Source organism: Paracoccus halophilus, assembly GCF_000763905.1.
In the GTDB taxonomy this organism is placed as follows: Bacteria; Pseudomonadota; Alphaproteobacteria; order Rhodobacterales; family Rhodobacteraceae; genus Paracoccus; species Paracoccus halophilus.
Window position 1 is genome coordinate 48,231 of sequence record NZ_JRKN01000017.1, and the last position, 13,179, is coordinate 61,409.

General features: G+C 68.3%; 10 protein-coding genes. 3 read left to right on the forward strand and 7 right to left on the reverse strand.

The features are described 5' to 3' along the window. Positions 1-7 precede the first annotated feature (7 nt). Complete coding sequence (locus IT41_RS12360) at positions 8-1,114, reverse strand: ABC transporter substrate-binding protein (RefSeq protein ID WP_036741791.1); 1,107 nt, start codon at positions 1,112-1,114, stop codon at positions 8-10. Positions 1,115-1,251: 137 nt separating this feature from the next. Further along, positions 1,252-2,064: a 2-keto-4-pentenoate hydratase gene (locus IT41_RS12365; protein WP_231564743.1), complete on the reverse strand. Its 813-nt coding sequence runs from the start codon at positions 2,062-2,064 to the stop codon at positions 1,252-1,254. 157 nt (positions 2,065-2,221) lie between these two features. On the opposite strand from IT41_RS12365, the gene mutS reads away from it, so the two are divergent. Then, positions 2,222-4,858, forward strand: coding sequence for a DNA mismatch repair protein MutS (mutS, locus tag IT41_RS12370; RefSeq protein ID WP_036741797.1), 2,637 nt, complete (start codon positions 2,222-2,224; stop codon positions 4,856-4,858). Here mutS and IT41_RS12375 read toward each other — a convergent pair. Both IT41_RS12375 and meaB read right to left on the reverse strand, forming a co-directional pair. Further along, a complete protein-coding gene (locus IT41_RS12375; protein WP_036741800.1) occupies positions 4,847-6,214 on the reverse strand; it encodes a glycosyltransferase 61 family protein in 1,368 nt (455 codons plus the stop codon). The genes mutS and IT41_RS12375 overlap by 12 nt on opposite strands. A gap of 566 nt (positions 6,215-6,780) precedes the next feature. Then, on the reverse strand, positions 6,781-7,761 hold the full coding sequence (gene meaB / locus IT41_RS12380; RefSeq protein ID WP_036741803.1) for a methylmalonyl Co-A mutase-associated GTPase MeaB: 981 nt from the start codon (positions 7,759-7,761) through the stop codon (positions 6,781-6,783). Positions 7,762-7,911: 150 nt separating this feature from the next. On the opposite strand from meaB, the gene IT41_RS12385 reads away from it, so the two are divergent. Next, a complete protein-coding gene (locus IT41_RS12385; RefSeq protein WP_036741858.1) occupies positions 7,912-8,277 on the forward strand; it encodes a thioredoxin domain-containing protein in 366 nt (121 codons plus the stop codon). Between the two features lie 67 nt (positions 8,278-8,344). Then, positions 8,345-9,637, forward strand: a complete 1,293-nt coding sequence (serS, locus tag IT41_RS12390; RefSeq protein WP_036741805.1) for a serine--tRNA ligase — start codon at positions 8,345-8,347, stop codon at positions 9,635-9,637. A 17-nt stretch (positions 9,638-9,654) separates the two neighbouring features. Here the strand turns inward: serS and der are convergent, their stop codons facing one another. The 3 genes from der to IT41_RS12405 are packed head-to-tail and all read right to left on the reverse strand — an operon-like array spanning position 9,655 to position 13,173. Next, a complete protein-coding gene (der, locus tag IT41_RS12395) occupies positions 9,655-11,121 on the reverse strand; it encodes a ribosome biogenesis GTPase Der (protein WP_036741808.1) in 1,467 nt (488 codons plus the stop codon). Then, positions 11,121-12,443, reverse strand: coding sequence for a PQQ-like beta-propeller repeat protein (locus IT41_RS12400; RefSeq protein ID WP_081967550.1), 1,323 nt, complete (start codon positions 12,441-12,443; stop codon positions 11,121-11,123). Before IT41_RS12400 ends, der begins: the two co-directional genes overlap by 1 nt. A gap of 34 nt (positions 12,444-12,477) precedes the next feature. Beyond that, a complete protein-coding gene (locus IT41_RS12405; RefSeq protein WP_036741813.1) occupies positions 12,478-13,173 on the reverse strand; it encodes a tetratricopeptide repeat protein in 696 nt (231 codons plus the stop codon). Positions 13,174-13,179: the final 6 nt, after the last annotated feature.

Here is a 13,179-nt window from a genome sequence, read left to right on the forward strand (position 1 = left end):
TTGTCGGTTATTCGGCCACCGCCGCGCCGACGACGCTGTCCCAGCCCTCGGTCACGACCTTCTTGTTGGCCTCTTGCTGCTCAAGCGAAGGGAAGATCGCCTTTTCATAGGCCGAGGCCTCGGGCAGCGCGTCGAGCATGTCCTGCGGCACCTTGCCGGCGGCGACCAGATCGTTGAAGCGGATCGGGTGGCAATAGCCCTTCAGCCAGCCCAGCTGCCCCTCGTCGGAATACAGGTATTCCATCCACAGCTTCGCGGCATTCGGATGCGGCGCATAGGCCGAGATCGCCTGCACATAGACACCCGCGACAACGGCATCCTCGGGGATGATGACCTCGACCGGCGGGTTGCCGTTCAACCCGTCGCGCCAGGACAGCAGGTTATAGTCCCAGGCGGTGACGATCGGCGTCGCGCCCTGGGCGATGGTCGCGGATTTGCCGATGACGGGCACGAAATTCCCGGCCTTGTTCACCTCGGCCATCAACTCCATGCCCTTCTGCCCCGAGGCTTCGCCCGGCTCGCCGCCATTGGCGATGCCCGCCGCCATGACCGAGATGATCGCCTGCGCCGAGGCGCGCGGATCGCCGGCCAGCGCAAAGGCATTGGCATATTCCGGCTTGGTCAGGTCCTTCCAGCTTGTCGGCGCCGCGTCGATCAGGTCGCTGTTCACGCCGAATGCCATCACCCCGTAATAGTCGCCATACCAATAGCCGTCCGCATCCTTGGCATCGGCGGGGATCGTGTCCCAGGTCGAAACCTTGTAGGGCTGGATCAGGCCTTCTTCCTTGGCCTGCGGGCCGAAGGACAGGCCGACATCGATCACGTCGGGCGCCTGCGGGCCGGTATTGTCCTTGTTGGCGCGGATCGCCTCAAGCTCATCGGCCGATCCGGCATCGGGGTTCAGCTCATTGACCGTGATTTCGGGGTATTTCGCCTTGAAGCCGGCAATCACATCGCCATAGCCGCACCAGTCATGCGGCAGCGCGATGGTGGTCAGCACGCCCTCGGCCCGGGCGGCCTCTTCCAGGGCGGCCAGATCCTGCGCCTGCGCCGCGCCCGAGGCGGCCAGAGCGACCAGGGCGGCAAGGCCGGCGGCGGTCGGTTGAATGGTCATTTGGTCAACTCCGTTCCAGAACAAGCCGCGTCGCGGCTGAATGCCAACTAGCGGCGCCCAATGTCATTTCTGCGACACATGCCACGGTCCGGCAAAGGTTTTCTCGCGACCTGCCGAAACGGTCAGGGGCCGCGCGGCTAGGGCACAAGCATGGCACCAACCTGCATCGAGCGGCCCCCGACGCGATAGCGCGCCTCGATCCGCTGCCCCGCCGCCGGGTGCAGCGCACTGAGCGAACCCAGCGAGATCACCGAGCCGGGCTTCAGGTCATAGCCGCCCTTTTCGACCAGCCACAGCACCACGTCCAGCGGATGGCCCAACAGCATCTTGCCGGTGCCGCTGTCGACGCTTGCGCCATCGGCGCGCAGCTCGACCGTCAGGGCGGCAAGATCGGCCACCGGGTCTTCCAGATCGGCGATCCGGATGCCGCTGCCCAGCACGCCGCGCCAGGGCGTCACGCCATAGGCCGCCATCAGCGGCCCGGTCGGCACCACCCCCTGTTGCAGGGCCAGATCCGGCAATTCGATGAACGGGCGCAGATCGCTGAGCGCCGCCGCGACCTCTTCGCGGCTCGTCGCCCGCATGATCGCCGAATCACCCACGGTGACGATCAGATCGGCCTCGTAGAACGGGTTGCGGCTGCCTTTCATGCTGACCCGCGCGCCATCGGGCAGCAGCATCGGCGCGAAGAGCGCGCCCGCGACCGGCGCGTCGATGCCGAATTTCTCCTGCGCGGGGCGCGAGGTAAATCCGACCTTGACGCCCACCGGCGCGCCCAGCTCCGCCTCGAGCACGCTGCGGAACAGGGCATAGGCGCATTCGCCGTCCGGCACCGTCTTGACCAGAGGGTCGGGCAGGCGCTGTCCGGCGATCCATCCCCGCGCGGCATTGCGCATCAGCGACGCGTCCGGGCAGGCGGCCGTGGCGGCCCCCGCAAGCGGCAACAACATTGCGGCCAAAGCCAGAATTTTCATAACCGAGCCTCGCCTGTTCCGGAGTTTGACGATGCCGCAACGCGGGGCGGCTGTCACATGGATTCTGCGACCCGTGTTTGCATCGCCCGCGCCATCCCCTAGAAGGGTCCGACCCCAAGCGACAAGGGCAGGCATGAGCGACCAACCGACCCCGATGATGGCCCAGTACCTGGCGATCCGCGAGGCCAATCCCGGCGCGCTGCTGTTCTATCGCATGGGCGATTTCTACGAGATGTTCTTTGACGACGCGGTGGCCGCGGCCGCGGCGCTGGACATCGCGCTGACCAGGCGCGGCACCCATCAGGGCCAGCCGATCCCGATGTGCGGCGTGCCGGTCCATGCCGCCGAAAGCTATCTGTTGACCCTGATCCGCAAGGGCTTCCGCGTCGCCATCGCCGAGCAGATGGAGGACCCGGCCGAGGCCAAGAAGCGCGGCAGCAAATCGGTCGTCGCGCGCGACGTGGTGCGCCTTGTCACCCCCGGCACGCTGACCGAGGAATCGCTTCTGGAGGCGCGGCGCCACAATTTCCTGGCCAGTTTCGCCAGTGTGCGCGACGAGTCCGCGCTGGCCTGGGTCGATATCTCGACCGGGGCATTTCGCGTCATGACCTGCCCGCCCGCAAGGCTGGCCCCGGAACTCGCCCGCCACGCCCCGCGCGAATTGCTGGCGGCCGAGGGCTCAAAGCTTGACGATCTGGCCGCCGAGGCAGGGGCGGCGCTGACCGAACTGCCCGCGAACAGCTTCGACTCGACCGCCGCCAAGCGCCGGCTTTGCGCCATGTTCGGGGTGGAAACGCTGGACGGTTTCGGCAATTTCAGCCGCGCCGAGCTGTCGGCCATGGGGGCGATCGCCGATTATCTGGACCTGACCCAGAAGGGCCGGATGCCGCTGATCCGCCCCCCCGTGCCCGAGGCTCTGGGCGGCGCCATGCAGATCGACGCCGCGACCCGGCGCAATCTGGAACTGACGCAGGCGCTGTCGGGCGGGCGCGAGGGCTCGCTGCTGGCCGCCATAGACCGCAGCGTGACGGCGGGCGGCGCGCGCCTGCTGGAACGTCGGATCGGCGCGCCGTCCCGCGATCTGGCCGAAATCCATGCCCGGCAGGCGGCGGTCGCGCATCTGGTCGAGGACACGCGCCTGACCGCCGATCTGCGCGAAGCCCTGTTCCGCGCGCCCGACATGGACCGCGCGCTGTCGCGGCTGGCGCTGGAACGCGGCGGGCCGCGCGATCTGGCGGCGATCCGCGCCGGGCTGACGCAGGGCGCGGCCATCGCCGCCATGCTGGGCGATGACGATATCCGCGTGCTGGCCGATGCCGCGCGCGACCTGACCGGCCATGACGAATTGATCGACCTGCTGGATCAGGCGCTGGTCGCCGAGCCGCCGCTGCTGACCCGCGACGGCGGTTTCACCGCCCCCGATTTTGACCCCGAACTGGACGAAACCCGCCGCCTTCGCGACGAGGGCCGCGGCGTCATCGCCCGCATGCAGGCCGATTACATCGCCGAAACCGGCGTCTCCAGCCTGAAGATCAAGCACAACAACGTGCTGGGCTACTTCATCGAGACCACCTCGACCCATGCCGAAAAGATGCTGGCCGCGCCGCTGAACGAACGCTTCATCCATCGCCAGACGACGGCCAACCAGATCCGCTTTACCACCGTGGAACTGTCTGAGCTTGAGACCCGCATCCTCAATGCCCGCGACCGCGCGCTGGACATCGAGCGCGGGATTTTCGCCCGCCTGTCCGCCGCCGTCCTCGACCGCGCCGGCCCCATCGGACAGGCGGCCCGCGCGCTGGCCGAGATCGATCTGACCGCCGCATTCGCCGATCTGGCCAATGGCGAGGGCTGGGTGCGCCCGCAGGTCGATGACAGCCGCGCCTTTCTGATCGAGGGCGGCCGCCACCCGGTCGTCGAACGCGCGCTGAAACGCAAGGGTCAGGCTTTCGTCGCCAATGACTGCGCCCTGACCTTGGGCGAAACCCCGGCGATCTGGCTGCTGACCGGGCCGAACATGGCCGGCAAATCGACATTCCTGCGCCAGAACGCGCTGATCGCGATTCTGGCGCAGGCGGGCGGCTATGTCCCCGCGACGCGCGCCCATATCGGCATGGTCAGCCAGCTGTTCAGCCGCGTGGGCGCGGCCGACGATCTGGCGCGGGGACGCTCGACCTTCATGGTCGAGATGGTCGAGACAGCCGCGATCCTGAACCAGGCCGACGATCATGCGCTGGTGATCCTCGATGAGATCGGGCGCGGCACCGCGACCTGGGACGGGCTATCCATCGCCTGGGCGGTGATGGAGCATCTGCACGGCGCGAACCGCTGCCGGGCGCTGTTTGCCACCCATTACCACGAGATGACATCGCTCTCCGCCCGTCTGCCCGGCGTCGAGAACGCCACCGTCGCCGTCCGCGAATGGGAGGGCGAGGTGATCTTTCTGCACGAGGTGCGCAAGGGCGCGGCGGATCGTTCCTACGGCGTGCAGGTGGCGCGGCTGGCGGGACTGCCGACGGTGGTGGTGGAACGCGCCCGCGAGATCCTGCACCAGCTCGAAAGCGGCGAGGACAAGGGCGCCGGCCGCCCCGCCGCGCTGCTCGACGATCTGCCGCTGTTTCGCGCCGCCCCCGCGCCGCCCCCCGCCGCGCCACGGGTCTCGGCGGTCGAGGACAGGCTGCGCGCGCTGAACCCCGACGAGATGACCGCGCGCGCCGCGCTGGATCTGGTCTATGATCTGCGCGCCATGCTGGAGAGTTCAGGCGGCTGAATGCGCGGCCTGCAGCACGGCCGGCTCCATCGCCTGATCCAGGATCTGCAGGATCTGCCCGATGGCGCGCGGGCCAAGCTGCACGCCCAGCAATCCCTGCGAGATGGGCGGCACGCGCTCGGGGTCGGTATCGCCCATGCTGTCGGCGAAAACCGCGTCATAGCGGCATCGCGATACATGCGCGGCGGAATGGAAGACGCCCCAGCGATGCAGCTGCGACTGACGCGAACCGATCTCGATCACCAGGGTGTCGGGACGCGCGTAGACCATATTGACCAGCCCCGCCCCATGCGGCGCGATGACGATATCGGCGGCCTGCATGGCGGCGATCTGCTCGGCCGGGGTAAGATGCTCGAACACCACCGTCTCGAAGCCGCGCGCGGTCAGTTCCTCCAGCAGCGCCTGATGCCCGCTGATCCCGCGCGCGCGGGCGTCGCCGCTTTCGTCGCGCCCCATCCAGACCAGCCGCGGCATCGACGAGACCAGCGATTGCGACACATGCCGCAGCGCGTGTTCGCGCAGCAGCCGCAGGTTGGAATCATAAGAGGACAGCATCACCTTGCGGCGGCTGATGATCTCGTGGCGGAGCCGCTGCCAGCGGCCTTCCCCGGATACGGCGGCGGCCCTGGGGATACGCTCATCGGCGACCTGATACAGGTAATGCCGGTGCGAAAAGACCGAGCGCACATGATCGTAGCGCTTGGTCCTGGACAGGATCCGCACCCGGTCGGCCAGCTGCGGAAATATCGTCGTGACAAAGTTCATCACGAAGCTGCGGACATCGCCCGGGGGGAAATGCAGGTTGATCGGCCGGCCGCTGTCATCGGTCGCGAAATGCGCCAGAGACCCCAGCGATTCCTGGGTGAAGTGATAGTAGTTGAAGCCGTTTTTCACATCTATCGCGATATCGAACCGGTCGCAGGGATCCTTCCAGACCGGCAGCTGCTTTTCGCCCTGGCGCTTGGCGCGGCGAAACGCGTCGGCGAGCCGGTCCTGCTTTTTCTGGCCCGGATTGCGCAGGTCGTATTTGCGCCGCAGCCGGTCGCCCGAGGCGCCGTTCAGCAGCGCGCGGCCGGCGATCAGGATGCCGTCCTTGACGAATCGCGCATCCTCCAGCACGACCGGCGCGGTGTTGATTTCCATCACATCGTCCATCAGCCGGTCTTCGAGATTTTCGATGCTTTCCTGCTGCATGGCGCGCATGGCGTTGTTTTCGCTGGCGGCGAATCCGCGTATCCTCGCGCGCTCGGCGGGCCGCATCACCCATCCGGGACGCGGCGGCACGTAATGCACCCCCGGATGAATGCCCAGCATATGAAACATGTCCATCGGGGCCCGGGTGAAGTTCAATTTCATCTCGTTAACCTCCTGAACCTTCCCGACCGCGGCAAATGCGGCCGCCCGGATCGAAACTTTTACAAAACTATCGCCTGGCGGACCGGAACACGCCTCCAAGATTGCCATGAAGGCGGGGGGTCCGTCCAGAATTCCATGCGCCCGGCCGGTCCGGCCTTCGCCGCTTTCCGCCGACGGGAAAGCCCCGCGCCATGGCCGCCGGTTGCGTCTGGCACGACATGGCGCCCATCGACAACCGCCCCGGGTTCCGCGCATCCGCAGGGCCGGTTCGGGACCTGACAACACGGTCCGGAATCGGTTTTCGGCATTTATGTTCACGCCGTTGCACGAAAGACCTGTCACATCTCGGCGCCTTGGGATCGCCTTTGGGACAGGTCGATAGCAGGCGCATGACGCCCTTTGCGCGCGGCCCCGCCGGCGCCGATACCGCCGGCGCGGGTCGCGGCAGTTCTGGGCGATATTCCGCCGGGCCGGGTCAGCGTTCCGTCGATCCGCGCCGCGACGCGCAAAGCGTCCGGCGCGCATGACCGAATCGTTTTCGCTGTCGTCGCGCGCGGCGCCGCTGTCTAGGAATCGGCGGCCCTGGCCGCGGCGAGCCAGTCGAGCATCTGCGCCGCCGCCGCCGCCGGATCGAGCGCGCCCCGCGCCACCTCGTCGCCGGTTTGGCGCAGGCACGCCCGCACCTCGGGCCGATCCAGCCGGGCCAGCAGTCCGGCGCGCAGTTCGGACAGGAACCATTGCCGCGCCTGTTCGGCCCTGCGGGTGGCAAGATGCCCGTGCTCGCGGCGCCATTCGGCCAGTTCCGTCATCTGCGCCCAGGCCTTGTCCAGCCCTTCGCCGGTGGTGGCGGAAACCGGCAGCGCCCGGGGATAGCCCGGCGGATCCTGCGGGCGCTTGCGCAACAGCCGCAGCGCACCCGCGTAATCGGCAACCGTGCGCAAGGCGGTGTCGCGCAGCGCGCCATCGGCCTTGTTGACCAGGATCAGATCGGCGATTTCCATGATTCCGCGCTTGACGCCCTGCAATTCGTCGCCCCCCGCCGGCGCCAGCAGCAGCACGAAGAGATCGGTCATATCGGCCACCAGGGTCTCGGACTGGCCGACGCCCACGGTTTCCACCAGCACGGTATCGAAGCCCGCCGCCTCGCACAGGCGGATGGTTTCGCGGGTGCGGCGCGCGACGCCGCCCAATTCGGCGCGCGAGGGCGAGGGCCGGATGAAGGCGTTGGGATCGCGGGCCAGCATCTCCATCCGGGTCTTGTCGCCCAGGATCGAGCCACCCGACCGGGCCGAACTGGGATCCACCGCCAGGACCGCGACCTTCAGGCCCTGCGCGGTCAGGATCTGTCCGAAGCTTTCGATAAAGGTCGATTTCCCGACCCCCGGCGTGCCGGACAGGCCGATGCGCAGCGCCTGCCGGTGGGGAAGTTCGGCCAGCAGCGCGGTGGCGCGCAGGCGGTCATCGCCGCGCGTGCTTTCGATCAGCGTGATCGCCCGCGACAGGGCGCGGCGATTGCCGTGAACAAGGGGCTGCGTCAGGTCGTCCATGCGGCCTCTGGAATGGCAGGTTCGTAACACGGGGGCCGTCCGCCCCCGCAACCCGTGGATAGGTGCACATGACGGACATGTAAACGCCGGGCGGTTGTGGCCGGGGACCGCGCGGCCTATGTCGGGGCGGGACGCAGGACGGAGCGCGGCATGCTGAGACGGGGCTTTGTGATGGGCGGGCTGGCGGCCCTGGCGGGCACGCCGGCGCGGGCAACCTCGGATCTGCGCCTGATGATGGTGCGCGCGAAAGGCTGCGTCTATTGCGCCCAATGGGATCGCGAGATCGGCCCCGTCTATGGCGCAAGGCCCGAGGGGCGGGCGGCGCCGGTCTTCATGGTCGATATGGACGGCCCCTATCCCGACGGGCTGGCGCTGGCCCGCCGGCCCTGGCTGTCGCCCACCTTCATCCTGCTGCGCGGCGGCCGCGAAATGGCCCGCTTCGAGGGCTATCCCGGTGCCGACAGGTTCTTTGGCGTCCTGCGGGCGATGCTGGATCAGGCGCGGCAGGCGGGCTGAGGCTTTCGCCCCGGGCGGGCATGGGTTATCTGGGGCGCCAGTAAGCACTTACCGAAACAGGTCAGCCATGCACGACATCCGCGCCATTCGCGAAAACCCCGCCGCTTTCGACGCAGCCCTGGCGCTGCGCAACCTGCCGCCGGTTTCGTCCGAGATCCTGTCGCTGGATGCCGATCGCCGCGCCCGCATCGCCGCCGCCGAGGCCGCCCAGGCCGAGCAGAACAAGGCCAGCAAGGAGGCCGGCGCCGCCAAGGGGCGCGGCGACGAGGCCGAGTTCCAGCGCCTGCGCGAACTGGTCACCGCCAAGAAGGATGAGACCGGCCAGATGCAGGCCGAGGCCGCCGCGCTTGACGCCCGGCTGCGCGATCTGCTGCTGGGCCTCCCGAACCTGCCGCTGGACAGCGTACCCCCGGGCGCGGATGAGAACGACAATGTCGAGATCCGCCGCTGGGGCGCGCCGCGTGCCTTCGATTTCACCCCGCGCGAGCATTACGAGATCGAGGGCGCCCGCCCGGGCATGGATTTCGAGACCGCCGCCAAGCTGTCGGGCTCGCGCTTCGTGCTGCTGTCGGGCGGGGTCGCGCGCATCCACCGGGCGCTGGCGCAGTTCATGCTGGACCTGCACACGCTTGAGCACGACCTGACCGAGACCTGGACCCCGGTTCTGGTCCTCTCCGAGATGATGGAGGGCACCGGGCAGTTGCCGAAATTCGGCGAGGACAGCTATCAGACCCGCGAGGGCTGGTGGCTGATCCCCACCGCCGAGGTCACGCTGACCAATATCGTCAATGGCAGCCTGATCGAACACGATTACCTGCCGCGCCGCTATGTCGCCCATAGCCAGTGTTTCCGCTCCGAGGCGGGCAGCGCCGGGCGTGACACCGCCGGCATGCTGCGCCAGCACCAGTTCGAAAAGGTCGAGATGGTCTCGATCACCGATGCGGCCTCGGGCGTGGCGGAACATGCCCGCATGACACGCTGCGCCGAAACCGTGCTGGAACGGCTGGGCCTGCCCTATCGCACCATGGTCCTGTGCGGTGGCGATATGGGCTTTGGCGCCCGCATCACCCATGACCTCGAGGTCTGGCTGCCCGGTCAGGGCAAGTATCGCGAAATCTCGAGCGTCAGCTATTGCGGCGATTTCCAGGCCCGGCGGATGAACGCCCGCTATCGCCCCGAAGCCGGCGGCAAGCCGGAATTCGTCCATACGCTGAACGGCTCGGGTCTGGCGGTCGGGCGCACGCTGATCGCGGTGCTGGAAAACGGCCAGCAAGAGGATGGCTCGGTCATCCTGCCCGAAGCGCTGCACCCCTATCTGGGCGGCAGGACGCGGCTGGGCGCGGACGGCCGGCTGGCCTGAACGGCCGGGGGCGCGCGCTAGGCGCCCTTGGGCTTTTGCCGGTTCTTGTGCTTGGAGAGCGCGCCGGACTGGCTGATCTTGTTCGCCTTGGCCTTGTAGGGGTTCTTTTCGCCCTGATCGCGAAAGGTCAGCCGGATCGGCGTGCCGGGCATGTCGAAATCGGTCCGCAACCCGTTGACCAGATAGCGCGCATAACTGTCGGGCAGCTTGTCGGTATGGGTGGCCATGACGACAAAGGCCGGCGGCCGGGTCTTGACCTGCGTCATGTAGCGCAGCCGGATCCGGCGGCCGCCGGGGGCGGGCGGCGGATGCGCCTCGGTCATCGCGGACAGCCATTGGTTCAGCCTGGCGGTGGTGATGCGCCGGTTCCAGACCTCATGCGCCTTGATGATCGCGTTATGCAGCCGATCCAGCCCCTTGCCGGTGCGGGCCGAGACGGTGACCAGGGGCGCGCCCTTGAGCTGCGGCAGCAGCCGCTCGAAGCTTTCGCGCAATTCCTTAAGCTTTTCGGGCTTGTCCTCTTCGAGGTCCCATTTATTGGCGGCGACCACGACCGCGCGCCCCTCGGTCTCGGCAAAATCGGCGATGCGCAGGTCCTGCTGCTCGAAGGGGATGCCCACATCCAGCAGCACCACCACGACCTCGGCAAAGCGCACGGCGCGCAGCCCGTCGGCGACCGACAGCTTTTCGACCTTGTCGGTGACGCGCGCCTTCTTGCGCATCCCGGCCGTGTCGAAAATGCGCATCGGCGTGCCCATGAAATCGGCCCCGACGCTGATCGAATCGCGGGTGATCCCGGCCTCGGGGCCGGTCAGCAGCCGGTCCTCGCCCAGGATCTTGTTGATCAGCGTCGATTTGCCGGCATTCGGGCGGCCGATCACCGCGATCTGCAGGGGTTTCGAGGCACTGGGCCGCCAGTCCTCGGTCTCGTCGCCATCCTCGACAGCGACATCGGTTTCCGGCGCCTGCTGGATATTCTGCGCCGCGAACTGCTCGGCCAGAGGTTGCAGGGCGCGGTAGAGATCGTCCATCCCCTCGCCATGCTCGGCCGAGATGCGCAGCGGCTCGCCCAGGCCCAGGGCATAGGCCTCCATCGCGCCCGTCTCGCCGGCGCGGCCTTCGGCCTTATTGGCGGCGATGATGACGTGTTTCGCGCGTTTGCGCAGGATATCGGCGAAATATTCGTCCGCCGCCGTCACGCCGGCGCGCGCGTCCAGAACGAACAGGCAGATATCCGCCTCGTCCACGGCGCGTTCGGTCAGCCGGCGCATGCGGCCCTGCAGGCTGTCGTCATCGGCCATTTCCAGACCGGCGCTGTCGATCACGATAAAGCGCAGATCGCCCAGCCGCGCCTGCCCCTCGCGCAGGTCGCGGGTGACGCCGGGCTGGTCGTCGACCAGCGCCAGCCGCTTGCCGACAAGGCGGTTGAACAGGGTGGACTTGCCGACATTGGGCCGCCCGACGATGGCGAGGGTAAAGCTCATCAGCGATAGGCGATCAACTGGCCGTCATGGGTGACGACATACAGCGTCTGCCCGGCCACCGCCGGCGCGGCCGCCGCGCCGCCGGGGATCTCAGCCGTGCCGATCAGCGCGCCCGAGGCCGGATCGAATACCCGCAGATAGCCGTCGGACGAGGCGATATAAAGCTTGCTGCCCGCCAGGACCGGGCCGTAATGGTTCCACACCCTGTCCTGCTTGCGCACGATCTGCTTGGTGAAATAGGGCAGTTTCTGCATCCAGATCCGCGCGCCGTTCGCGGCATCCAGCCGGATCAGCTGCGCCTGATCGTTGACCAGAAAGACCGAGTTTCCGACCGCCAGAACCGGGCTCGAGGCCCCCTCGCGCGCCGCCCATTTCTGCATGCCCGTCGCCAGGTCAAAGGCCCCCGAACGCCCCGAGCTGGTGCCGGCATAGACGGTTCCGCCGGCGATCACCGGGTCGCCGGTCATGTCGCGAAACAGCGTGATCGAACGGCCAAGGCGCGAACCGGCGACATCGGCGGACCAGAGCTGGTTGCCGCTTTCCCGGTCCACGGCCAGCAACTGGCCGGTGGCAAAGGGAAACACCACCGCATTTCCCGACACGGCGGGCGACGAGACGCCCAACACCCCGGCCATGCCGTCATTGCCATAGGCGCGCCACAGCACCTTGCCGTCATTGGCGCGCACCGCCCAGCCGGTGGCGTCGCGGCCCAGCAGATAGACCACCCCGTCCGAGACGGTCGGCGCGCCGCTGACCGGCGCCTCGACCCGCTGCCGCCAGGCGATGCCGCCGGTGCGCGCATCCAGCGCGACCAGCTCGCCATAGCCGGTTGTCGCGAAGACGCGGTTGCCCTCATAGGCCAGCCCGCCGCCCGAGGCGCTGTTGCCGCCCTCGGTCGCGGGGCGCAGATCGACGCTCCAGGCCTGTCCGCCACCGGTGGTGGTGGCGGTCACGCGGGCATGGCTGTCCATGGTAAAGACCAGGCCCGACGCGACGACGGGGGCGGCGGTGATCCGCTGACGCCGGTCCGAGGCCGCGCCGATATCGGCGGCAAAGACCCGGCCGGTGCCGGCCCCGATCGCCATATTGCCCGCGACATGCTGGGCGCTGCCGGCCCGCTGCGGCCAGTCGGCATTGCCGCGGACCGCCGGCAGCGACAGCGCCGTGCCGGTCGGCGCGGCCGGCCCCTCGGCCGCCGGGGCGCCCTCGGACAGCACGTCGCGCGGGTCGAGGCGCTCGCCCTGCAGGATCTCTTCGCGCTGAATACAGGCCGAAAGAACCGTCAGGCCCGCCAAGGCGGCGATCAGCTGGAACCTCGTCATCGCTCTCTCCATCTTTGCGCGGCGGGGCCGGCTGTCAGTTCACCGGCGGCGCCGGCATCGGTTGCGGGCCGGGGCCGCCAATCTGTTCGGCCTCCGCGCCAAGCGTGATCATCATCTCGGCGAGACGGCGGCGCAAGCCTTCGGCCAGGCCGTCCTTTTGCTGAATCTGGCCGATCAGGGTGATCGCGTCATCGGTCCGTCCGGCGCCGATCAGCGCCACCGCCTTTTGCTCCAGCGCCAGCAGTTCGAACGGCGCGCCGGGCTTGGACAGGCCGGCCAGGATCTCGTCGCGCTCGGCCGCGTCCATGCCGGGGCCGGCCACCATCACCGCCTTGAGCAGGGCAAGATCGTGCAGCAGCGGGTCATCCGCCACGCCCGCCGCCGCGGCCTTCAGACGTTCGGCCGCCTGCCCGGCCTGACCGGCCTCGATCTCGGCGCCGGCGGCCAGCATCTCGGACAGGGCCTTGCGGCCCGCGACGCCGGCCGGATCGACGGCGGCAAGCGCTTCGATCGGATCCTCGGTCTGCTGCGCGGCCAGAATCGCGTCGCCCCATGCCTGCGCCTGCGCTTCGGCCTGATTGCGCGCATATTCGCGCCAGATGGTGCCGCCGACCAGCGCCAGAATCAGCAGAATCGCGATCCAGCCATAGCGGCGGAACAGGTTGAACAGCCGGTCGCGGCGCAGATCCTCGGTGACCTCGTCGATAAAGCTGTCGTTCTGATTGGCCATGTGGTC